This window comes from Acinetobacter bereziniae LMG 1003 = CIP 70.12 (assembly GCF_000368925.1).
Taxonomy (GTDB): Bacteria; Pseudomonadota; Gammaproteobacteria; order Pseudomonadales; family Moraxellaceae; genus Acinetobacter; species Acinetobacter bereziniae.
Window position 1 is genome coordinate 91,132 of the sequence record NZ_KB849754.1, and the last position, 22,451, is coordinate 113,582.

A 22,451-nucleotide genomic window follows, 5' to 3' on the forward strand; every position below is an offset into this window, starting at 1 on the left:
AATTTAAATATTTAGAGCGGATTTATCACTTATAAAACTGAATTGAGTGGTCTAATTAACGGAACCACATTAAAGGTCTGTAATTTTCACTGAGAATGAGTGAATACCGACTCGAACCAGTATTAATTTATCGGTATTTATTAGCACCGCATCATAAGAACTTTCACTGGTGATATTGTTTGCTTTAACCCATTTTTCCCAATGGTTAACGATATGGCCAGAAAGCGCTTCACGAGTATCGAAAGGTTGATCTAGATCTGCAGTTGCACTTATGAACGTATCTAAGCTAAACGCATATCGTAAAGGCTTTAGCTCGATATATGTCTCAATCGCTGTTGTATGTTGCTGAATACCATTAGTAATGCTTTGGAGCTTCAGTGCATAGTTCAAAGCCTCAAGCTGGAGCACTTCATCATCACCGATCTGCTGAAACACCGATGTAGCATATGAAAAATTAGTTTGTTCGCCGTGAATATAACGTCTTTCTTGCCCAATCTGCAGATACAGATTTTTGGCATCAGATTGGACTAAATCTAGGTAATTTTGTGGCTGAAGATCCTGAGCAAGTTGCGTAAAAGGTATTTTAATTTTTGATACTTTAGGTGCTTTTTTTAAACCTTCAATTGATGTCGGAAATTCAATAACATCTAAAATAAAATCTAGGTTTAAAGTTTTAACATCTATGATCAAATGGTTTTTATAAAAACGTCCAATCAGGTTATTAAAAAAACAAACTTGGGTTTTATGGTTTAGCATAAATATACCTTTATGAATCTTAAAGATCATCTTATAATAGTAGTATAAGTTTTAATACTATTTATCATGTGGTATTTTTAAACAAAGATAAAACTTTTAGTGAGTTGTTTCATGACAGAATCAGTTGTACCAAATAATAGCGCTTCAGAGAACGCACAAATACCAGGTACGATCGGAACATCAGCCGTTGCAGAACACAAGGGCGATAGTTTTAACGGCACAAGCATCATCACGATTGGTCGAGTTGACTTAAGTAGTTCTATTGAGCCTCTATTTGTACCAGTCTCAACATTGTGGTCCATCACACCGGGTAATTATCCTTTAAGCGCAGAAAATATTAAAAACTGCACGGCAGTACGATTTGAGGGTGAAGAACTACTTACCCAAAACTTCGCATTAGGCTCAATTGTGGTTTATAAAATCAATGGTGTTTTAGGGAACCATGTAATTGTGGTCAGTGAGGATCGAGACGGCGGTAACGATAACCGTGCGATTTACTGCAATAGCTTCAATACAACATGTAATATCTTATCTCAGTACGGTATTGCCTTCGCTGAGCTATATCGCCGCAAAGTATTAGAGCTTGATCAAGTCCTCTATACCAACCTCAATAGATCCCTTTTACAAACTCTCTATGCAGAAAATGAAACTGACGTTATTGATTTAGAGTGGAATACAAAGCACCACCCTACTCTATACGTTCATGCGTCAAACTTAGTTGCATCTGAAGAGCACGGTTTTGTGAAATATGATGGTCGTATGGCTGGTATTGGTACCTTTTCTACAAAATGTCTAACTGCAGACCGTAACGGCAACTTAATTAAACCAGAGCTAGCCTTCCTCAATAACATTATTGAAATTAATGTTACTGAAAAAGATGCGTTAGAGTTCTTGAATTGCTCTATTACGAATAACCGCTTCTTTTCGCGTATGGTTGATCAACTCAAAAGTGCTGGTCGTAAAGAATATGACTTCATCACGAACAACATTGATTTCTTCGCCGTACATGTGAAGCTTAACCTTGAAGAAGATCGTCCTAAAATTACGCGAATGGTTTTAGCACCAGATTTACCAATTCTGGAAAACTATTTGTATAAGCAATACGATCCAACCTACCTTGGTGAAGCCGTTGACGACTTAATTCAGTAATACAGATCTAAAAAAGCTAAAAGCCTACAATGTAGGCTTTTTTAATGCAAAAAGGAAAAGGCTTAATAATTACGGAATCCCAACCTGAATAACTGATATTTTTAGCGACCAAAGATCAAACTAAATAAGTACCCAACCCCTTCACCTTTCATACCATTAGCAATATGAAAAGCAATAGCTAAACAGATGATGACCGTTCCATAGAAAAATAGGTACGGTGCTAAAACACCTTTGAATTTCTTTTCCATTTGATCATGTAATGTGTATTTGATCGGAGCGGAACTTTGATTACGACTATTATCACTTGGAGTATCACGATCTTCTGACTGAATAAGATTGCGAACTCTAGGAGCAACACCCTGATCCCAAGAATATTCTTTAAGTTTTAACTTGTTTACTAGGTATACAATATCATCACTAGCAAGACTAATCCCCTTGGTATGGAGTCTAGACAAAGTATCCACTGAATTGGCAATATCGGTAACATAAAACCACTTTCTTACCGAATGAGACAAATCCATTTGCGTACTAGATAACTCATTCAGGATGATGCAACCACTAATAAAACCTAAGTTTTGGTCGGTAAACAATTCAGCACTTTTGAACCACTCTAAAACAGCAAATCTGTTCTTCCGAATCTGAACAAATGGATTAATCTGAGAGCCACCCTGAACCTCAAGCTCACCATTAATCTGCCATTCCCCATTTTCCGACCCAACCAGATTGCCTGAATAGTTTTTTAGGTCAATAACAACGATTGCTTCCTTGGTGAAAGCAATAACATCAATTTCCTGACCTGACCACATTGTGTTATAGAACAAATAAATCCAATCTTCACTATTACCCCAATGAAGCTTCAATTGGGTTAATAAGTCTTCAAACATTTTTTGTTCATTTTTCAGGTGGCTAACATCACCATAATACGCATGAATAGTCATTATTAATCCTCATCCGTATAAAACAAAACTTCACCGCATTTAGCACAAGAGTTGCGAATTTTGTAAGTATTGTTTTTTAAGGCATATCTGCGAATTGATGTACTTTCGCAAAAACAACATTTCACGATATTTGTAGTCACAACACATTGAGGGTATTCAGTCTTATACCATTCAAGTGTTTGCGTGTTACGAACAAAGCGCTGTCTCTGCCACCCAATTTTCCCAATTGTTCCGTGGTAATGGAAATACAATCCTGCTAGAGAGAAACCACCACCCCAAACCAAAAAGAACAAACCAGAATTACCACCCATCAACACGTAGTTATAAATTAGCGCTGTGAAACCCACCGTCATAAAAAGACCAGTGAATATACTTGAAAAAATCACCTTTTCATTCCACCTAAAGTTTAAAAAATACTGCTTTCAATTAATTTCTAATAACAAATTCGAAATAATCACATCAACCCAATGCTTCTAATTTTCGAGCAATATATTGGTTGATTAAAAGTCAAGTTCCGAAATTTATGGTTTGAGCAATTTCATGATCCAACTATTGCTGATGCTGTAATGGACCCCCAAATGTCAGTTCCAATTTACTAAGCGACAGTTTTATAAAATATCAATAAAATACATTCAATATTCTAAAGAACTGTGCGACAAATTTACTAATCAATGTTGCGATAAGACCAAAAAATTACACTTAACTATGCGACAAAAATAGCAACAGCTAATGTGCAAACAAACACTAGCGTATATTTTGTCGATGTATAAAACCATGAGTAAATAAGCTCATTTTTCTCAGGTTTATTGTTTAAGAGCTTTGCTAAACCGAGCAATACACAAATCAAAGTGGTAGCAATAGTTGCAAACCACAGACCTACCTTAAACCCATAAAACAACATTGATAAATTTGTAATTTCAGCATTTGAGTGAACATAAGTCATAAGAAAACTAAAAAAGAATAATCCAATTACAAATTTCCAAATGAAGATATGGACATTTGTTTTTTTCATCTAAATTCCCTTGAGCAAGCCTTATCGCATGGTTGTTTGGAATGTCGCATAGTTAATTAGAACTCACACCAAAATAATGAATAAAACACCCAATACCATGAGGAAACATAAAAAGGCGAATACATATAGGAACAGGTAAAAAATAACTTTAAAAAAATAATATAGTTTGTTCCTAAATATTCCTTACCTGTTTAGTGATTAAGGCGCTTTAAAATTCAATTGGATTTTATAAGTGTTCAAGACATCTGCTATAACAGTACCTTCAGGGATCTCAATCTTATCCCCTACTTTGTATGTGTTCACAAATTGCCAAAACACCGCTTTTTCTTGTGGATCTAAACGAGAAAGGATGTATAGATAAGCAGATTCAAGCTGTTGTTGGCTTGCATAGCTATCTACTGATACTACTGGCGTAGTTGCGAAGTTATAGTTCAATTCATCAAGAAGAGCTTCATATACAGTCGTACTTGCATACTTGCTGTATTTACCCTTGTTTTCAGGAACCGTATAGCCGTGGTTGTAATTGATCATACGAGCAACGTAACTGGCCAATAGTTCCGAGTTTTTAGGGTTTTGCTGTAAATAGTCTTCCAGCTTGGATTTATCAGCTTCGTGCGCCGTTAAAACCACTTCCCCGTTATTAATAACATTCAAGTTAAGTTTAATGCTCTTAATTTTACGAGGCGGTTGTTCAAATTCCGCACCATTAAAGCGATGTTTAACATTGATATAGTATTGTTCAATTGCATTCGCTTTAACTAAGGGAATTGGTGAAGATGATACAATTGGAGTTTGTGAGACTTTAACGGTTGTGTTGTTGGCATAGAGGTGTGCTGATAGCGAGATTGTACCAATCAGTAAAGCTAAAGTACGTTTATTAAATACCATTTTAAACTTTTCCAGTGAAATAGTCGGTGTTATTTGTGAGAACCAGTTTTACTTTTAAAACTACTTCTAAGCTGTCTTTACAAGATTATACTATTTTTAACATTGCATCACTAATAGTCCTTAAACATTTTTAGTTAATTCGTATCAATCACCGTTAAAACTATCTAATATGTTTAAGAAGTTTAAGCACCCTTTAAAATTTGTTGTGTATTAGGTTTATGGAAACGATTTTAAATTCCTTTTTGTTAAAGTCCATAATTTATTCATTATTGTTTTATATAGTGTATAAGTTTGTTTTTGCTTTATGTGGCGTATTTCGCAAACCTAAAACTAAAGCCAAAAAGAATTCAAAAAAAGGCTATCGTAAGCCTCAAAAGAATCAGGAGCTTGTATCTAAAAAAGTCCTTACAAAAGACGAGATTATAATGCTTGATGCACTAGAACAGGTCATTCCATCACGCAACATTTTGGTGCAAGTAAGCATGAGTGCTTTTATGACCACGCAAAACATAAGTACCCGAAATCAGTTTTCTAGGCTTTACGTGGACTATTTGATTGTTGATGAAGACTACAATCCTATATTATCTATTGAGCTTGATGGGCATTATCATAAATATACCCAGGATAAAGATAAAAGGCGTGACGAGCTTTTGAAGAGTGCTGGCATTCCTGTCATTAGGTTTAAGGAAATTCCCGACATAAAAGTTATAAGAAAAACCATTTCAAGGTATATTTAGGTATAAATACGATTAACTCTAATTGATTTTAATAATGTAAATGTGTAAAAATGGTTTTGTCGTAAGAGATATTTTGAATTAATTTTCAAATATATTTCTAAAGGTTTAATCATGAACAACTTAACTCGCAATACTGGAACTAATGACATGTTAAATGTATCAAAACCAGAAAATGTTGCTCAAATGTCACCTGTTGAACTTCAGAATTATATTGAAGAACTTCAACAACAACTAGTCGTTAAAGAAAATAAAGCTTTTCACGATGCTGTTAGTGCCATTAATGCAATCATTTCAGAAAAAATTACTGCCGATGGTGTTGTGGACATCCATACACTTAGCGAATATCTAAAAAACAACCACATTGATACCACAAAAGTTGAGCCTGTAAGACGTCAAAAACGTAAGCTTACGCATGAATGGGTTCACCGTGAAAACAACAGCTTACGTTGGGCTGGTCGCGGTCAAGTAATTAAATGGTTACGTGAAGAAATGATTGAAAAGGGTTTTGATCCTTCAGATAAAGAAGCTGTACGTAGTTATTGCGAACAAAATCTAGACCTTAAAGAGATTTAATCTTTAAAACTAGTGAAACCACCGTAAAAGGTGGTTTTTTTTTGCCATTATATAGTGTCGTTAAGCGATACCCTATTCTATTAGCTTTCAGCCGATAACAAGAAAATTTGCAATTGGTATATACTTAAACCGTTTTTATAAAGGTCACGTTATACAACGGACTAGTTTTAGTTAAATTTTGGTATATACATTATAAGTATATGTGACTATACCTTTGCTTATGTTTCGCTGGAGGCGATTAAATGTCATTCAAAACTCTATTATTAACTGGCTTATTATCTGTAGGTTTGGTTTTAGTTGGTTGTAGTAAAAAAGAAGAATCAACATCTCAATCAAAACCTATTCAACCAGATGAACAAATTGACAAAGTAGATCCATCTGCAGACCTACAAGCAGCGCGTGAAGCTTATGTCGATAATGAAAAACCTTCAAAAGTTGAGGGCCACGATTTTGATGCACATCAAAAAACTGCAGAACAAAATCCACCAAAAGAGGACGAGCAAAATGATATGTCTTCTATGCTGAACGCTGCAGCTGCAGATGCTCAAAAACAAGCAGATCAAAACAAATAACAGCACATAAGCTTGGTACATCTTTAAAGGGGATTCGTTATCCCCTTTTTTAATGCGCCTTTAAAATACTTTTTAAATTCCCTTATTAAAACTTAACTAAAACAGTGATTCATTTTAACTAAAAAAACTTTATACCCCACGACTTAGTTATAATTAACCAGTTAAAACGTAATTAGATAAATGCGTTAAGGAGTATTAAAAATGGCATATGAATATAACTCGCAAGATAAGCGGTTTGAATTCCCTAATCCCTACCGAATAGAAAACATTTTTAAAGTGATCGGTGCCATCGTTTTTATGCTGGCTGGCCTAAGCTTAATTTTCAGTGCAAAAGGTCTATTCAGTAACGGTGTATTTGTTGCACTACCACCGCTTATAGTTGGTCTAGCAATGTTCAGTTATGGCGCTCTACTGCTGACCACAGGCTTATCAAACCTAAAGTTCTACTTTGGTCGTGATCAACCAGCCGGACTTGCACAGGAGTTATCCATTCAAGAAACTGGTGCTTATCCTGGTGCAACCGATATTAAAGAGATCCTACGCCAAAGCGCTTTGATTTATGAAGAACCAAAAGGCTCAGTGAACGGGATTCTATATTCACTGTTCCCTAATCTTATTTTTTCGCCATTATTCATCCGTAACGCTGCAGAAGCTCAATTTCAAAATGCGATTGTTTTTCTGATTACCTTAGTGAGTGCTCTAATCGCGTATGTGGGTGCATCACCCAATACAGGTGCTTGGCTTGGGATTGTTTACAACGCCATTATTTTGATTGTTTTATTGCGTCCTATGGCTAATCCGAACTCAGGTGCACAAGAAATTGGTTTATCTAAAGTCATTGGTTTGGTTTTAGTCGCCATTCTTGGACCTGTATTGGTTCCTATCCTTACCCAACATGCAGTTGCACCTATTTGGTTGCCAAGCATGGATAAAGCAATTTTTACGTTAATTGCAGCGCTGATTGCGATTGCGATATTCTTCTTGGCCGTGATTGCTCAAATGGTAAAACAGCCACCACAAGCCAGTGCTGGAGTCGTTCAGGATAGTTTGAGTATGAATTGCCAACCAATGCAATTGTTTGATGAACTTGAACGCCATCTACAAAAGAATTGGGAAAGTGCTATTCCTAACAGAATCTATTCACGCCAGTTGCCAGTTATCAACTCTCGCAGTAAAAACGGTGCTTTTGAGGGTGAGATCTTAGAAGAAACTCAACCAGTGCCAATCAATACCCTTCGTGATATGACATTGAGCTCATGCTTCAAAGAAGAAAAGTATCGCTGGTTAGCCATCCTCAATAGTTTTGGATTGTTAAGTTTTATTGCTTCAGTCGTATTAATGACTATTTTTGCCAAAGGTCTATATAACGGAAGCTATCTGGATTTTAGCGACTTCACTTATGGTTTCTTTGGTGTATCGATGTGGATCTTAGGGAAGTTTTGTTTTGAGCACGGTAATTACCTATGGAGCCGTTTTGACTTTGTATCAAAACTAATATGGGTTGAGGCTAAAGGTAGCTATCAATTGTCTCAAATGAACTTTGGCCGTTACCTTGACGACAGCGTGAAATCACAAAAAGAAGTCATCAATGTTGAAACCATGACGTTACGTGTCTGGTACGCTGAAATTAGCACAACGACCTTCGGTAAATATCAAAACCGTGCGATCTTGAGCATGACTGCTTGTACTGATGATGCTGTTGTACTGAAAGAGCATTTAGCCGACTTTGCCAAAAGCCAAAGCATTGTGGTTGCCCCAACGTCTGAAGTAGATATTAACCGCATGTCATCTATGAACCAGATGAATAGCGCAATCAATAAAAGCTCACCAAGAACACATGGTACACATCTTGGATTGATGAATAACCCTGAAACACACAGTCAGGATCTATCAGATCAAGTACCCGTGATCATCAAACCGAAAAAGAATATGTTTTGTGTGAAATGTGGTGAACCACTTCAGGACAATATGCTGTTTTGCCCTCAGTGTGGTACCAAAATAGAAAGTTAATCGTTAAAGAAAATAAAGGAATGGATTACGAATGTGGTCCATTTTTTTTTGACATCAAAAAAATAATTAGAGCTCTAAAATTAAGAGTTTAATTGAGCGTTGACATATTCTTCGACAGAAAATCCCTTTACGCCAGTTTCTATAAGTGCATGCACAAAGTCTGAGAACGTCACTGGAATGTACCCTACTTTGAATAGTGCCTCATTCAACTCTTTGTACTTCAGAAAAACTTCTTCTTTATGTTTTTTCTTCAGCTTAAACGTGGACGGCAAATCTGCCACTTGCAGATCTTGAATTTTGGTTGGGTTGTTCATAGCGTACCCGGTTGCTTAAAAGTTGCGAAATTAAACTATTGTAATGTGAAAATTAAAAAATGCAGAATAAATCTGCATTTTATTGTTTCATTTTTTTAAGATCTATTTGATAAACAGATGCTTAAATTAGTATTCTCAACCAAAAGCCAATTAATAGCGGATTAACCAAAATCAATCCGTTTCTTATTAGTATGTTTAATGTGTTGCTACTGGCGTACCAAATGCATCAGGATGTTGTGGTTGTTCACCACCACTTTGTTGAGCTTGACCAGGTTGACCAGCTGGAGCAGTTGTCTTACGTGCAGCTAAGTCCTTCATGATGTCTTGACAAGACATGCCCCCTGTTTCGTATAAGTTGTACGCAACAGGATCTTTTTTAGGATCTGGCGGTACACACTCCAATTCAGGTTCACTAGCAGTTGCAGAATCGGCATTCATTTTGTCCAGTTCGGTAGTAATCAATGTCAGATCGATGTCACTTGGCGTAATTGGACGACTGCTGATCTGCAAGCGATAAGTCATAGACGGCGTTAGTAGCGCATATAGTTCGCGGATCTGATTGGCCATAAGCGCAGGATTTTTCATTACGATTTTTTGGCATAAGAAAAGGTGCACGTTGTTCGGGCTACAAACACTTCCTTTACGCTGACTTGATTGTGGGTTTTGGGCATCCACTTTCAAGGGGTAGACTTCAATGTAAACTTCATACGGCGTATCTGGCTGAAATTGGAAGTTCTGCAAACTAGAAACGACAGTTGAATACGGTTCTGACGTATCTTGTGCATGACAGAATACTTGTGGTGCGTTACAGTCAAACTTACGACTAATACGGTCGATAATTTCATTGCGCTGAGCAGCCAATTTCATACTTTCTTCTTTTACTCGTCTTGCAACTTCACTCTGCAGTCGAGCTTCAAGTTCAACATCGCTTTGTTGTGGACGTTCAACTTCGATGTTTTGATTGCCAAAAATAACCACAGCAAATAACAAAAAGAAAAGAACACCACCGCCAATCAAGATTAGCTTTTTATGCTTAGCAACAAAGTTTTCATCAATGTTTACTTTTTTGCCCTTCTTTGCTGTCTTGGCTGGCTGTTCAGGCTCACTTACATGTTCATCATCGGGTTGGATTTTGATCGCTTCTTCAGCTTCCTTCCCGATGTTGTCCATATCATCTGGTTCGTGATTACTCATTTATTCACCTATTCAATTATTTACTTGATTTAGCTTTTGTAGAGGTCGATTTAGACTTGGCTTTCTTTTTGCCACGTTGAACTGGCTCACCGTTGTTGTCGTATCCACTTGCACCACAGCTAAAGCAATCCCATTTATACTTACGTTCACCACGTAAATTAAATGCAGACTGAATCATGGTCTGGCCACACTCAAAACACTTGGCTTCGTTGCCAGTGCGAGATTTTGTAAGTTGGGTATCTGGTGATCCATCTGGCAATATGTCGAAATAACGTTTACATGATGCAGCTTCACAACTGTATCGCTCTTCGTAAACACCAGGTTCTTTGCGGTACTTGGTATGTACAAGAGGCTTTTTACAGATACATGGATACTCTGTTTTGGTCACTTGGAATCTTGGCTCGTAGTTAGGACTACCATCAGGGAACACCTCTAATGGACCCGACTTACATTTTTTGCCTTTCAGGTTTGGATTGGATTTTTCACAAGAAAAGAAGTGATACGGCTTACCTGAAGAAGTTGAAATACCTTTTAACTCACGCAACCAACCGCCACACCCTTCAAGCTGACATTTGTATGTATGGTTACGGCGATATTCGTCAAAATCAGGAACCAAGTTACCGCTTTCCTCATTTGTAGAACGGTATGTTTCTTTACAGGTGCCATCTACGAACGCACGTTGAGAGCACTCAAAAAATACAGATTTATCAGTTGTAACCTGAGTCAGTGATTTGCCACATAAACATAAATGAGCAGTTGGCTCACGTACAGTTGGCTTACCCGGTTCATCTTTACCATCAACATTTCTGTTTGGCGCTGAACTTTTGCATGAATTACATGACCAGTAGACCGATGTTGTTTTGTCGCGATTGGTACCGATTTTCGGCAACATGCGTCCGTCATCACAGTTATTACATTTGTAGACAGGGAATGAATCAAGCCAATGTTTTGAGAACTGTCCTAATTCACTTTCAATCCCTAAATGGAACTTTTGGAGTTCTTGTTTGTAATCGGCATCACCAGTAGCGATTAGATCCAGTGTTTCTTCAATTTCTTTGGTGTAAAGCGGATCTGCAAAACTAAACTTACCTCTAATGTTTTGAATCAACTTCAATCCATGCGGTGTAACTTCAATTTTCTTTTTAACAAGCTTGATATAGCCGTGCTTGATTAACCGTTCAAAGATTGATTGGTAAGTACTAGGACGACCAATTCCTTTTTTCTCAAGTAATTTGACCAATGATGGTACGGTGTAGCGTGAACGTGGTTTGGTTTTGGTCGCGATAACTTTACCAGCAATAACATTGTGGTTTTGACCGACCTCAATATCCATAGGTAGCGTATGTTCAGGTTCTTTTTCTGAATCTTCTTCACCGTCCACGTATTCAAGTGCATTTTCATCAATACTGTAGGTCTTTAATAAACCCAACCAACCATCTTCCTTTAAGATACGGCTAGAAGCTTTGAATTCAGCATCTTTAGTAATGCTTTCACCATCTACATTGAGCGTGACATCTTTATAGACACCTACAACGGATTTAACTTCGTATTCAGCTGGAGCCATTTGCGATGCAACAGTACGCAACCAGATTAGACGGTATAGATCCTTTTGAACTTTGTCCTCACCAGCTTCAAAGGTAAAGAAGTCACTAGGACGAATACATTCATGTGCTTCTTGAGCACCATCGCGAGATTTGGCTTTATTGCCGATAATCGCAATGCCCTCTCTCTCACCAAAAGCTTCTAGAGCTTGCATGCCCTCAGGCGAAATTACGGCAGCATCAGTACGATGGTAAGTGATATAACCACCTTCATATAACTTTTGCGCTGCATCCATAGTTTGTTTTAGATCCAAACCAAGACGCGCTGCAGCTGCAGCTTGCAGATCAACAGTAATAAACGGCGCTGGAGCACTACGGAAAGATGGCTTAGTTTCAACACTGGTAATGGTTAAGTCTTTTTTATCAATTTCGCTTTGTAGACGGGTAATTGAAGCTTTATCTAACCACTGGTTATTGTGCACATCCTTCATTTCAGGATTAAGCCACTTAGAAAAATCCCATTTCGCAGCCCAACCTTGTTTTAGAGTTACTTCAAGGTTGTAATGTTCATGTGATTTGAAGTTTTTCAGTAGATCTTCTAAATCACCAAGCACAACGAGTACGGCAGATTGAACACGGCCAACAGGAAATTTGCCTTTTAAAATATTTGAAATTGGCTCATACAAGTAAAAACCGATCATACGGTCAAGGAAACGGCGTGTTTCTTGAGATGCCACCATACCTTGATCCAGCTCTTCACCATTTTGAAGTGCATTAGCGATCGTAGTTTTATCAATAGCGTTATATTTGACGCGAATATACTGATCGTCAGATAAGTTCAGGATACGTTTTAAGTGATATGCAATGGCTTCACCTTCACGGTCCAAGTCAGTTGCGAGGAAAACCGTATCTGCATTTTTAGCAGCCTGTCTTAATTCTTGAACAACGCGTGTTTTATTTTGAGATATTTCGTATTTAGGAACAAAGGCTGGATATGAGAAACCGATCTCATGATTAGGTAAATCACATACATGGCCAACTGAAGCGCGTACAACGAATTCGTGCGGATACAGGTCATCCAAGATATGTTGAATTTTTTCGACCTTTCCGGGTGACTCTACTATGAACAAACTACTCATTAAAATTCATCCAATTTTTAACTTTCTTTAGTAATAATTACTGAAGTTAATCTAGTAATGGTTTAAGTATATACAATTTTAAAATGTTTAAATAGGTTTAAGGGTTGATAAACAAACACTTTTAAGGGCTTATTTCTTAATCTTTAGTTGGATGAACATTTCAAGTGGTTAAATTACTTCCTGTTTTCAATAATCTACGCGAAAAAAGACAACAATATTTATCTAAAATTATGGGAAAAAATGGCTTAATTGTTTGAAAATGCACTGTTTAACCGTCACAAATTAAAATTCCAAAAATATTATTTAACGAATTAATGTTGTACTATAAAGGTATCGTTTGTTTTAAGCTAAAACCATGATTAAAAAACTTATAGTTTTAAGCACCTCATTGTTAATCATCGGGTGTTCGTCTACGCCACAAGAGAAACGCTTAGATCAATACCTTGAAGATACGAAAACTGATGCAAAGGAACGTAGTATTGACTGGTATTACAAACATGATTACGAGCGTAGTAATGTTTTAAATATTTGTTATTCCATTTATATAGATTCTGCTAAGAAAGCTGGTTATTACAGCGATGATGTTAGTGATGGCCGAGAAAAGTATTTAGACGATAGCGTACAAAAAGAAATGTACGCCTCAAATGACGAATGCAATAAGGCATATAAGGCTCAGGATATTCTAGATAACTTTGTTGCAAGCAATAGCCTTCCACAAGAGTCTTATGAAGACAAGTTAGATCCACAACAAGAACCAAATTCAACACCAGAAGTATCACCTGAAGTACCAGAAGTGTCACCTGAAGCACCAGCAAATGAACCAGTCGCCACAAAACCACCAACACTGGAGGAATTAACCAATGCGAATCCGCAATAATGCGCTCATATGCCCAGGCCAATTTTTGATTCGATCTGCATTCTTTTTGCCCTAGCCATTTTACCTATAATAATTATTGGTATTGGCATACAGCTCAAAGAGAATTACGAGCGTAAGAAGCTCACTCAAAGCTATATGGATCAGCACTAAAGAAATGCAATAGGCAATAAAAAAGCAGCGAAATCGCTGCTTTTTTTATTTCTAATGAAGTTTACGAATAGGTTGAGTATAGGGGGAATCTTCTACTCGATGCACATGCATTGAATTGGTAATGTTCATTAAAGGTGAATTACTAGCCACTGAATGAGTCGTTGATGCTTTATGTGTGCGGTAGTTATTCAAAAACTGATCTACTACTGGCACATTGTTAGGCAATATTCCGATTTCGCGGTTAGTAATTTTAATCGTTTCTATTTGGTCTACATGGCTCATAACTAAGTCCACTACAATGATTAAAACTATGAGCATAATTATAGCTTAAAATTGAAGAAATTCCATTTTGGGATTTAATATTTGGTTTTTTTATGCACAGGTTTTTGTGGATAGTAGTGGGTATAAATGGCTAAGTTGCTGATTATTTAAGCTTTTAACATTGATTAAAAATTAATCAAAATAACGAAAAATAGAGTAAAATATGGAGAAATATAGCAGAAGCTATAGAAGAAAAAACAGGAAATGTCAAAAAAAGGGCAAAAAAAAACTATTAGAACAATCTCAGTCTAATAGTTTATTAAATAGGGTAATATCCCTTGATTCGTAATATAACCGATCTCTAATAAGTTTTAAAGATTTTTTAATCATATTCACGGAAATTCCACAAACTATTATCTCATGCTGAACAAAAGTAATGATTAAGCCCTATACTCAGCTCTACCCTGATATATTGCAGATTAGTTAAACTGTTGTTTAGAAATCGCAAACAATATGATGTTATATTTGAGCAAGGTTAGAATTATGTATGAAATGTGAATGCTTTAAAAACTGATAGAAACCTTTGCACGAATAAACACACAAAAGTCCATTAAATTGGTATAATACAATAAAATCAATCACCTAGCAAAAGACACGACTATGGCATGGAAACAAACAGGGCAACTCTCCCTAGCAGACAGTCTCATTAACGCTCACAAAGCCATCGAAGAATTAGATGAACTACACAACCTAATTGACTGGCAAACTATCGAGCAAACCTTACGCCACGTTCATAGCAGTGAGCGTGGGGAATCTGCCTTTCACCCTGTCATCATGTTTAAAGTATTACTCTTACAAAAACTCTATAACCTATCGGATCCAGCCATGGAAAAACAACTGGCACGAGACTTACTATTTCGTCGCTTTGTTGGCCTATCATTAACGGATGATGTACCCGACCATAGCACCATTTGGCGATACCACAAACACCTAGGTGAGCTTAGACTGATTGAACCATTGTTCAACCAAATCAATGAGCAACTAGCCCAACAAAACATTTTTATCAAAGCGGGCAGTGTCAGCATCATCGATGCCAGTATCGTTGAAGCTAAAAACAAACGACCTAAGAAAGGCAAACACACCGACAATACCCAAGATAACGAAGCCGCCTATGTCAGTAAAAAAGACAGTACAGGTAAAGTAAAAACCACCTACGGCTTTAAAATTCATCTCAACTGTGATGAAGACAGCTTTGTCAAAAAGGTTGAAACTACCCCTGCCAATGTCCATGATTCCCAATGTTTTACCACGCTGTTAACAGATGATGAATCAGCCGTGTATGCTGACAGTGCATATAAAAGCCAAGCCCATGATGACTACCTTGCCGAGCATGAACCACCGATAAAAAATCATATTCATGATAGAGCATGGCGCAATACACCCTTAACCGAACAGCAAAAACGCAATAATACCCAAAAGAGCCAAACTAGAAACACCGTTGAGCGGGTCTTTGGACATTTTAAACTGCATTATGGGATGAGCAAAGCTCGTCATTTAGGGTTAATGCAATTTCATACCAGCACTTTGCTTGCAAGCATGGTGCATAATTTAAAAACTGCCCTAAGCTTGAAACGAAAATACGGACTCGCCTAGGGTTATTGTGTCTGTTGGTTAGTAAGCTCAGCCAATAGACACAAATTTAACAACCATTTGGAGATTTTATCCATGATTTAGCCATTGTTTTGCTTATTTCATTGCCATTCTTTGTTTTTTTTATGGCTTAAAGCGCTAAATCAATCACAATACGACCATCAATTTTGCCATGTTCCATGCGCTCAAAAATATCATTAATATTTTCGAGTGGCTCAACACTGATATGTGCCTTCACTTTACCACGCGCTGCAATATCCAGAGCTTCTTTCAAATCTAGACGTGTTCCAACAATCGAACCGCGTACAGTAATGCCATCTAATACCATATCAAAAATAGACAGATCAAACTTACCTGGAGGTAAGCCATTAAGCACCATCGTACCGCCACGACGCACAATAGCAACCGCCTGCTCAAAGGCTTTCGGAGAAACTGCCGTCACCAACACACCATGACAGCCATCTCCTGTGGCTTTAATCACCTCATCTTTGACATTCACTTTGAGCGCATTAATTGCAACATCTGCACCCAGTTCTTTTGCCAAATCAAGTTTGGAATCATCCACATCAATTGCGACAACATTGAAGCCCATTGTTTTAGCATATTGCACCGCAACATGTCCTAAACCACCAATTCCTGAAATTGCGACCCAATTCCCCGTCTTGGCTTCTGTCATTTTTAGACCTTTATAGACAGTTACGCCAGCACATAAAATTGGTGCAATTTCCAATAAATCTACACCTTCTGGAATTACACCGACATAATCACCATCAGCAAGGCAATACTCCGCAAAGCTGCCATTGACGGAGTAGCCTGAGTTTTGCTGTTCTTTACACAAAGTTTCCCAGCCCGCATAACAATGATCACAATGCCCACAAGCTGAATATAGCCATGGAATTCCAACTTTATCCCCCACTTTGAGATGTGAAATTCCTTCGCCAATTTCTATCACTTCACCAACACCTTCATGCCCAGGAATAAATGGAACAGTTGGTTTAATCGGCCAGTCACCATGCATGGCATGAAGATCGGTATGGCATACACCTGTTGCAATCACTTTGACCAGTACTTTACCAGCACTGACTTTTGGAATAGCGACCTCTTGGATTTCTAAGGGTTGATTAAATGCTGTGACAACAGCAGCTTTCATTGTGCTTCCCATGTTATTTTCCTTATTATTGAATTGATCAAGAATATTGACAGTTTTCAATTAACTTAACTTAATCATCATTCTCATTAATAACCTAAAGTATTTTGGGTAGGTATTTGGTAGGTATTTGGTAGGTATTTGGTAGGTTTTATGTGAATAATCTCAGATTAGCTCATTTTAAATCTTTTTTTAAATAAAAGAGACCTTTGCACGAAACAGCCCCTTTGCTCGAGGCATACCACCAAACCGAAAAAAAACAAAGAATGGCAATGAAATAAGCAAAACAATGGCTAAATCATGGATAAAATCTCCAAATGGTTGTTAAATTTGTGTCTATTGGCTGAGCTTACTAACCAACAGGCACAATAACCCTAGGCGAGTCCGTATTTTCGTTTCAAGCTTAGGGCAGTTTTTAAATTATGCACCATGCTTGCAAGCAAAGTGCTGGTATGAAATTGCATTAACCCTAAATGACGAGCTTTGCTCATCCCATAATGCAGTTTAAAATGTCCAAAGACCCGCTCAACGGTGTTTCTAGTTTGGCTCTTTTGGGTATTATTGCGTTTTTGCTGTTCGGTTAAGGGTGTATTGCGCCATGCTCTATCATGAATATGATTTTTTATCGGTGGTTCATGCTCGGCAAGGTAGTCATCATGGGCTTGGCTTTTATACGCACTGTCAGCATACACGGCTGATTCATCATCTGTTAACAGCGTGGTAAAACATTGGGAATCATGGACATTGGCAGGGGTAGTTTCAACCTTTTTGACAAAGCTGTCTTCATCACAGTTGAGATGAATTTTAAAGCCGTAGGTGGTTTTTACTTTACCTGTACTGTCTTTTTTACTGACATAGGCGGCTTCGTTATCTTGGGTATTGTCGGTGTGTTTGCCTTTCTTAGGTCGTTTGTTTTTAGCTTCAACGATACTGGCATCGATGATGCTGACACTGCCCGCTTTGATAAAAATGTTTTGTTGGGCTAGTTGCTCATTGATTTGGTTGAACAATGGTTCAATCAGTCTAAGCTCACCTAGGTGTTTGTGGTATCGCCAAATGGTGCTATGGTCGGGTACATCATCCGTTAATGATAGGCCAACAAAGCGACGAAATAGTAAGTCTCGTGCCAGTTGTTTTTCCATGGCTGGATCCGATAGGTTATAGAGTTTTTGTAAGAGTAATACTTTAAACATGATGACAGGGTGAAAGGCAGATTCCCCACGCTCACTGCTATGAACGTGGCGTAAGGTTTGCTCGATAGTTTGCCAGTCAATTAGGTTGTGTAGTTCATCTAATTCTTCGATGGCTTTGTGAGCGTTAATGAGACTGTCTGCTAGGGAGAGTTGCCCTGTTTGTTTCCATGCCATAGTCGTGTCTTTTGCTAGGTGATTGATTTTATTGTATTATACCAATTTAATGGACTTTTGTGTGTTTATTCGTGCAAAGGTTTCTGATATATATTATCAACTTTTTAGAGTTTTACGCCTTATAGAATACATACAACTTGTTAGAATGCCTTATACTAATTAGCCACCCTCACACACCTTTTATGGAAGACCAGTATAGTGAAAGATTCAATCTTTGCTGATGTTATATCAAAGTTGAATGCGGAAGTTTTTACGCAAAAAGCTGGTCGCTTATACCCTCCTGTCAGTCAATTATTGGCACTGGAGAAAAAGTTAGCATTATGTACAGCATCATTGGTTAAAAGCGAAGACATTCCAGACTATAAACAGCTAGAACGCCTGTTTTGGGATAACGTAAATCATACCTATGGCACTGGTTATTTTGCGGAGATTCCTAAGTGGGGTTCCAACATTTTTATCCCATTACAGGTATGGGAAAGTGTGTTACAGCCTTATGCATTGTTCTATAAAAATATGAACCCTGAGTTTAACTTTTATGACTTTGCATTTACGACTGCAGCGTTGAGCGCTTGGCGGTACAGCCAACCCGTGCTAAAGCTTGAAAATGATGTATATCGCACCCTATTGAATGATGAAAACGGTCGCTATGTCGATGGTCATTTGCTGAATTACTACTTTCAGTGGACCAACTTTATTCATACACCAGGTCTAGGACACAACGACAAACCTTTATATGGTTTTTTCGCGCATCAAAACGAAGTTTTGTTTAACGGAAACAACGTTAAAGTACTGATCATCGTGTTTTGCTATGAAGATACTGAAGCCAACATATCTGATGAAGATCCTTTAAGCTTAACCTCTAATTGGGGAGACTATGTGGTTTTAGAGTATCGCACGGATACTATTAAAACCATTAAAGATAGTTTGATTGGTACCAACCTTAAAGGTAGTCCTGAGCTATTAATCTTACTTGGTAAAATGCTTAGCTTATTTAATTTTTCTATTCATCCTAAAACTGACATCTACAATCACCGTGGCTACCTGATGCAACCCACGTATAACGATACGATTGATTCATTTCTCAATAGTTATAGAAAGCACAAAGGTATGCCAGTACGCCGTGGCGTAGGTAAATCACCCTCTAGCAATCAACGCCGTGAAGTCCTCTATCATGTCCACGCACCAAGTTGTCCACGCCTGTTTGATACTGGTCTGAACACTGGTTTTGTGTCGCGCATGCACAAGAGTAGCCATATCGCTAATGACCATTTTAATACACTACATTGGCTTAAAACTGATACTGGCTTAAAACTAATTTCAGGTAGTTTATATACTCAAGAAACCGAAACTAAACTTATTAAATCAATTCAAAATTACTTTTATGGTAATAATACTTAAAGGTTTTCATTCTTTTTTCCTTAAACCTGTTATATACTTTTAATACCCATTTCAATCAATGAAGTATTATGCGTTTCGAGTTCGATCCATCATTTATATCTCATGTTGCAGTACGATTAGATGGCACTTCCTTAAAATCATTTTTAGACAACCTTGGAAACGTATCTTTTCAAGAAGCTGAAAGTTATTTAAGCAATCTAATTAAAGGGAATTATGAGCAAGACGATTTTACAGTTGGATTGAAAGTTAAACCTAAAAACCACAATCAAACAGAATTATTAGGGCATCTTTATAAAAATAGTGCCTTTCAATCGGTTTCAACTGAAGTATCGGATCTCGACACCCAAAACATGCACAATGACATCGCTCAATTCGTTCAAAGCTATGCCAATGTTGCAGATCTTCAGTACAACAGTAATTTCTTGGACAAGCAGACGTTTAAGCATGAAAAAACGTTAGATAGCTATATCTTCACAGAATTAATGCTGCAGTTCACCAACAATAATACCGTGAAGTTTCGTGTGGACGGCGAATATGTCACAGTGATTAATACTGAGCTAACCTCTAAATACATCTATTTTAACGACAACAAGAATAAGCGGATCTGTAAGTTTTTAAGTAAAAATATGCATCCAGCTTATTTAGAGTCATTCTTAGAGCAGATGCATATTATTAAAATTGATTCTGAGCAGTACTTTTATAATGCAGTCGTGAATAACACAATAAGTTATGATGCTGACGTTAACGCCTTTATGGACCAATCTCAGAATTTTTTAAATACCCTTGTGAAAGGTTATAAAAAACTGATCTTAAACAACGTGCGATTTAATCTTTACGAATTCTTAGAAGACGACCTTGAAAGTGTCATCCTAAACCGTATCACTAAGGCATGGCATTACGCTCATGAAATCACGTTGCAAACCAACAACCCATCAAAATATGTAGTCGCTCAACCGCTGGTTATAAAATATTTATAAGTGAGTTTCTTTATTTATGAACCCCCTCATGATCAAGTATGGTATCGATATTGGTACGCTATCTAAAATATTTAGATCGCATCTTGAAAATGAGGGCATTGTATTTGATCGTGAGAGTGACTTTCAGCTTGAACGAAGCTCTAAACGTATTTACCTCAGAACCAATCACCACAATGACGCCACAAAAAATAAGAAAAAAACGGCCTGGTATCTTGTAGATCTAGATAACGCACGTATGTCTTATGGTTGGTTTCATGCTGGCGGTGCAAACTTCACTTACAGCTTGTATGAATACATTCAAGAAATGGATCTGCAACCTGGTGATACCGTATATACCAAGGAACAGCAAGAAGAAGATCTTAAACGCTTCTTAAACTCATGCAAAAGTGCTGAGAAGAACAAAAAAGACCAAGAGATATTGGCTCAAATCTATATGGGTTTTGAATGGGCCAGAAGCCTACCCTTGTCAAACCGTCCACACAACTACAATGTGAAAAAGCAGATTAGCTTCAGTCATGCTAGATTGTACAATCCAAGCAACTTCACTAAAAATGAGCTGATTGATTATGTCAGCCAGTACTACCCTCAACACAAGAACAACACCATTATTCTGAACCGTATTATTGATCTGCAACCAGATCTAGATCAACAGTCGCTACGCCAGAACAAGCTTTTAGTTGAGGGGCAAAACCTCAAAAATCAAATCATTTTCCTTCAGACCATCGCTGAACACAAAAACAAGCGTGGTGAAGATAAGTTTACATTACGTGGTGTACTTGCAAACGGCGCTTTCAAAATCTTATATAAAGATCCATTGGATGCATGGAACCAAGATCGGATAATCTTTTGTGAGGGCTACGCCACTGGTGAAGCAATTGCAGAATCAATTCAATACTCTATTCCAGTCATTGTCGTGTACGTGGCTGGCAACATCATGAATGTAGTACGTGATTTCCGTGCCGAATTCCCGTTTTCACGCTTCTATATTTTCAATGATAATGACCATAAAACAGCATTAGAAAGCAAAATAAAGCGCAATCCCGGTATCTATTACGCAACAGAAGCATGCCGAGCTGTAAACGCAGCCATGATTGGACCTGAATTTACTGAAGAACAGCTAGATCTAAGTGACTGGAACGATTTTAAATGTTTATACGGCGTTGATTACACGCGTGATGTTATACGTCATAAAATGCAAAATGCCGTGTGGACGACTGCAATTCAAAGCACGGTTAACCCGAACTACTCTATCAGTGCCCTATTCTTTGGCATCAAACAACAGTTGGATGATATAGGCCTCTATCCTGATAGCATGACCAAAAAGAATTGGTTTAGCTTGGTTTTACGCGCATACGCCTTACTGACTCAACAGGGATTTAGTCAGATCCACCCGATTGAGCTGGTCAAAGAACAATTTATTGAGATTCTTGGCCAGATTAGCAAGCAACCCCGTAAAGTCACTGGAGCTGAAGAACCAGAACTCCTTCAGGCCTACACAAAACTTGTAGAAATGATCGCACGTAATGATTCAACAACAGCACTGAATCAACAGATTATCACCGTGATTAACTTATACAAAAATGCAGATTATCCAATTGAAACATTAAAGGTTTGGCTCAAAGATATTTTGAGTAAATCGAACGATCCTGAATGGTCCGAAAACTTCATTAATAATATTTTTATTTCGATAATTTGAATGTCAAACATAGACCCCCAAAGGTAGCAAACTTTTGGGGTTTATTTTTCTCTAAACTTTCATTGAACTAGGTTTATCGATCTACTTAAGACAAATGTTTCCTGA

At 37.5% G+C, this 22,451-nt stretch carries 21 protein-coding genes; 10 read left to right on the plus strand and 11 right to left on the minus strand.

Annotated features, from left to right (window positions below; genetic code table 11):
- Nucleotides 1–69 precede the first annotated feature (69 nt).
- Nucleotides 70–756 (minus strand): hypothetical protein, encoded by a 687-nt coding sequence (locus F938_RS00515; RefSeq protein WP_005028467.1) that lies wholly within the window; start codon nucleotides 754–756, stop codon nucleotides 70–72.
- Between the two features lie 111 nt (nucleotides 757–867).
- Here F938_RS00515 and F938_RS00520 point away from each other — a divergent pair, with 111 nt between their 5' ends.
- Nucleotides 868–1,905: a hypothetical protein gene (locus F938_RS00520; RefSeq protein WP_005006219.1), complete on the plus strand. Its 1,038-nt coding sequence runs from the start codon at nucleotides 868–870 to the stop codon at nucleotides 1,903–1,905.
- Nucleotides 1,906–2,006: 101 nt separating this feature from the next.
- On the opposite strand, the gene F938_RS00525 is transcribed toward F938_RS00520, so the two are convergent.
- The 4 genes from F938_RS00525 to F938_RS00540 all read right to left on the minus strand — a co-directional run bounded on the left by F938_RS00525 (nucleotide 2,007) and on the right by F938_RS00540 (nucleotide 4,743).
- The gene (locus F938_RS00525) at nucleotides 2,007–2,843 is read right to left on the minus strand and encodes a nuclease-related domain-containing protein (RefSeq protein ID WP_005006218.1); all 837 of its coding nucleotides are present in this window, start codon (nucleotides 2,841–2,843) and stop codon (nucleotides 2,007–2,009) included.
- Between the two features lie 2 nt (nucleotides 2,844–2,845).
- A complete protein-coding gene (locus F938_RS00530; protein WP_218646829.1) occupies nucleotides 2,846–3,196 on the minus strand; it encodes a hypothetical protein in 351 nt (116 codons plus the stop codon).
- 350 nt (nucleotides 3,197–3,546) lie between these two features.
- On the minus strand, nucleotides 3,547–3,855 hold the full coding sequence (locus tag F938_RS00535) for a hypothetical protein (RefSeq protein ID WP_000753507.1): 309 nt from the start codon (nucleotides 3,853–3,855) through the stop codon (nucleotides 3,547–3,549).
- Between the two features lie 198 nt (nucleotides 3,856–4,053).
- Entirely contained in the window at nucleotides 4,054–4,743 is a 690-nt protein-coding gene (locus F938_RS00540; RefSeq protein WP_005006214.1) for a hypothetical protein, read from the minus strand.
- Nucleotides 4,744–4,961: 218 nt separating this feature from the next.
- On the opposite strand from F938_RS00540, the gene F938_RS00545 reads away from it, so the two are divergent.
- From F938_RS00545 to F938_RS00560, 4 genes are all read left to right on the plus strand, one after another.
- Nucleotides 4,962–5,480: a DUF2726 domain-containing protein gene (locus tag F938_RS00545; protein ID WP_005006211.1), complete on the plus strand. Its 519-nt coding sequence runs from the start codon at nucleotides 4,962–4,964 to the stop codon at nucleotides 5,478–5,480.
- A gap of 111 nt (nucleotides 5,481–5,591) precedes the next feature.
- Nucleotides 5,592–6,053: an H-NS histone family protein gene (locus tag F938_RS00550; RefSeq protein WP_005006210.1), complete on the plus strand. Its 462-nt coding sequence runs from the start codon at nucleotides 5,592–5,594 to the stop codon at nucleotides 6,051–6,053.
- A 242-nt stretch (nucleotides 6,054–6,295) separates the two neighbouring features.
- Entirely contained in the window at nucleotides 6,296–6,625 is a 330-nt protein-coding gene (locus F938_RS00555) for a hypothetical protein (RefSeq protein ID WP_005006208.1), read from the plus strand.
- Nucleotides 6,626–6,826: 201 nt separating this feature from the next.
- Nucleotides 6,827–8,635, plus strand: a complete 1,809-nt coding sequence (locus F938_RS00560; protein WP_005006206.1) for a zinc ribbon domain-containing protein — start codon at nucleotides 6,827–6,829, stop codon at nucleotides 8,633–8,635.
- A gap of 80 nt (nucleotides 8,636–8,715) precedes the next feature.
- Here the strand turns inward: F938_RS00560 and F938_RS00565 are convergent, their stop codons facing one another.
- The 3 genes from F938_RS00565 to F938_RS00575 all read right to left on the minus strand — a co-directional run bounded on the left by F938_RS00565 (nucleotide 8,716) and on the right by F938_RS00575 (nucleotide 12,823).
- The gene (locus tag F938_RS00565) at nucleotides 8,716–8,949 is read right to left on the minus strand and encodes a hypothetical protein (RefSeq protein ID WP_005028471.1); all 234 of its coding nucleotides are present in this window, start codon (nucleotides 8,947–8,949) and stop codon (nucleotides 8,716–8,718) included.
- A 195-nt stretch (nucleotides 8,950–9,144) separates the two neighbouring features.
- Nucleotides 9,145–10,143, minus strand: a complete 999-nt coding sequence (locus F938_RS00570) for a hypothetical protein (RefSeq protein ID WP_005028474.1) — start codon at nucleotides 10,141–10,143, stop codon at nucleotides 9,145–9,147.
- 16 nt (nucleotides 10,144–10,159) lie between these two features.
- Complete coding sequence (locus F938_RS00575; protein ID WP_005028476.1) at nucleotides 10,160–12,823, minus strand: type IA DNA topoisomerase; 2,664 nt, start codon at nucleotides 12,821–12,823, stop codon at nucleotides 10,160–10,162.
- 388 nt (nucleotides 12,824–13,211) lie between these two features.
- Between F938_RS00575 and F938_RS00580 the strand changes: the two genes are divergently transcribed.
- Nucleotides 13,212–13,700 (plus strand): hypothetical protein, encoded by a 489-nt coding sequence (locus tag F938_RS00580; protein WP_227504920.1) that lies wholly within the window; start codon nucleotides 13,212–13,214, stop codon nucleotides 13,698–13,700.
- A gap of 201 nt (nucleotides 13,701–13,901) precedes the next feature.
- On the opposite strand, the gene F938_RS23540 is transcribed toward F938_RS00580, so the two are convergent.
- Nucleotides 13,902–14,132, minus strand: a complete 231-nt coding sequence (locus F938_RS23540; RefSeq protein WP_005028481.1) for a hypothetical protein — start codon at nucleotides 14,130–14,132, stop codon at nucleotides 13,902–13,904.
- Between the two features lie 639 nt (nucleotides 14,133–14,771).
- Between F938_RS23540 and F938_RS00585 the strand changes: the two genes are divergently transcribed.
- Complete coding sequence (locus F938_RS00585) at nucleotides 14,772–15,764, plus strand: IS5-like element ISAba23 family transposase (RefSeq protein ID WP_005028482.1); 993 nt, start codon at nucleotides 14,772–14,774, stop codon at nucleotides 15,762–15,764.
- 127 nt (nucleotides 15,765–15,891) lie between these two features.
- Here the strand turns inward: F938_RS00585 and adhP are convergent, their stop codons facing one another.
- Together adhP and F938_RS00595 are read right to left on the minus strand one after the other, a co-directional pair.
- On the minus strand, nucleotides 15,892–16,923 hold the full coding sequence (adhP, locus tag F938_RS00590) for an alcohol dehydrogenase AdhP (RefSeq protein ID WP_005028484.1): 1,032 nt from the start codon (nucleotides 16,921–16,923) through the stop codon (nucleotides 15,892–15,894).
- 359 nt (nucleotides 16,924–17,282) lie between these two features.
- On the minus strand, nucleotides 17,283–18,275 hold the full coding sequence (locus F938_RS00595; protein WP_005028482.1) for an IS5-like element ISAba23 family transposase: 993 nt from the start codon (nucleotides 18,273–18,275) through the stop codon (nucleotides 17,283–17,285).
- 198 nt (nucleotides 18,276–18,473) lie between these two features.
- Here F938_RS00595 and F938_RS00600 point away from each other — a divergent pair, with 198 nt between their 5' ends.
- The 3 genes from F938_RS00600 to F938_RS00610 all read left to right on the plus strand — a co-directional run bounded on the left by F938_RS00600 (nucleotide 18,474) and on the right by F938_RS00610 (nucleotide 22,346).
- A complete protein-coding gene (locus tag F938_RS00600) occupies nucleotides 18,474–19,673 on the plus strand; it encodes an AcrVA2 family anti-CRISPR protein (protein WP_005028487.1) in 1,200 nt (399 codons plus the stop codon).
- A 68-nt stretch (nucleotides 19,674–19,741) separates the two neighbouring features.
- The gene (locus F938_RS00605) at nucleotides 19,742–20,650 is read left to right on the plus strand and encodes a hypothetical protein (protein WP_005006163.1); all 909 of its coding nucleotides are present in this window, start codon (nucleotides 19,742–19,744) and stop codon (nucleotides 20,648–20,650) included.
- A gap of 28 nt (nucleotides 20,651–20,678) precedes the next feature.
- Entirely contained in the window at nucleotides 20,679–22,346 is a 1,668-nt protein-coding gene (locus F938_RS00610; RefSeq protein ID WP_010591044.1) for a primase/helicase family protein, read from the plus strand.
- Nucleotides 22,347–22,451: the final 105 nt, after the last annotated feature.

What these genes read in the sequence shown, in the direction of transcription:
- F938_RS00515 (WP_005028467.1), bottom strand. Translation starts at nt 756, where the DNA reads ATGCTAAACCATAAAACCCAAGTTTGTTTTTTTAATAACCTGATTGGA.
- F938_RS00520 (WP_005006219.1), top strand. Translation starts at nt 868, where the DNA reads ATGACAGAATCAGTTGTACCAAATAATAGCGCTTCAGAGAACGCACAA.
- F938_RS00525 (WP_005006218.1), bottom strand. Translation starts at nt 2,843, where the DNA reads ATGACTATTCATGCGTATTATGGTGATGTTAGCCACCTGAAAAATGAA.
- F938_RS00530 (WP_218646829.1), bottom strand. Translation starts at nt 3,196, where the DNA reads ATGACGGTGGGTTTCACAGCGCTAATTTATAACTACGTGTTGATGGGT.
- F938_RS00535 (WP_000753507.1), bottom strand. Translation starts at nt 3,855, where the DNA reads ATGAAAAAAACAAATGTCCATATCTTCATTTGGAAATTTGTAATTGGA.
- F938_RS00540 (WP_005006214.1), bottom strand. Translation starts at nt 4,743, where the DNA reads ATGGTATTTAATAAACGTACTTTAGCTTTACTGATTGGTACAATCTCG.
- F938_RS00545 (WP_005006211.1), top strand. Translation starts at nt 4,962, where the DNA reads ATGGAAACGATTTTAAATTCCTTTTTGTTAAAGTCCATAATTTATTCA.
- F938_RS00550 (WP_005006210.1), top strand. Translation starts at nt 5,592, where the DNA reads ATGAACAACTTAACTCGCAATACTGGAACTAATGACATGTTAAATGTA.
- F938_RS00555 (WP_005006208.1), top strand. Translation starts at nt 6,296, where the DNA reads ATGTCATTCAAAACTCTATTATTAACTGGCTTATTATCTGTAGGTTTG.
- F938_RS00560 (WP_005006206.1), top strand. Translation starts at nt 6,827, where the DNA reads ATGGCATATGAATATAACTCGCAAGATAAGCGGTTTGAATTCCCTAAT.
- F938_RS00565 (WP_005028471.1), bottom strand. Translation starts at nt 8,949, where the DNA reads ATGAACAACCCAACCAAAATTCAAGATCTGCAAGTGGCAGATTTGCCG.
- F938_RS00570 (WP_005028474.1), bottom strand. Translation starts at nt 10,143, where the DNA reads ATGAGTAATCACGAACCAGATGATATGGACAACATCGGGAAGGAAGCT.
- F938_RS00575 (WP_005028476.1), bottom strand. Translation starts at nt 12,823, where the DNA reads ATGAGTAGTTTGTTCATAGTAGAGTCACCCGGAAAGGTCGAAAAAATT.
- F938_RS23540 (WP_005028481.1), bottom strand. Translation starts at nt 14,132, where the DNA reads ATGAGCCATGTAGACCAAATAGAAACGATTAAAATTACTAACCGCGAA.
- F938_RS00585 (WP_005028482.1), top strand. Translation starts at nt 14,772, where the DNA reads ATGGCATGGAAACAAACAGGGCAACTCTCCCTAGCAGACAGTCTCATT.
- adhP (WP_005028484.1), bottom strand. Translation starts at nt 16,923, where the DNA reads ATGGGAAGCACAATGAAAGCTGCTGTTGTCACAGCATTTAATCAACCC.
- F938_RS00595 (WP_005028482.1), bottom strand. Translation starts at nt 18,275, where the DNA reads ATGGCATGGAAACAAACAGGGCAACTCTCCCTAGCAGACAGTCTCATT.
- F938_RS00605 (WP_005006163.1), top strand. Translation starts at nt 19,742, where the DNA reads ATGCGTTTCGAGTTCGATCCATCATTTATATCTCATGTTGCAGTACGA.
- F938_RS00610 (WP_010591044.1), top strand. Translation starts at nt 20,679, where the DNA reads ATGATCAAGTATGGTATCGATATTGGTACGCTATCTAAAATATTTAGA.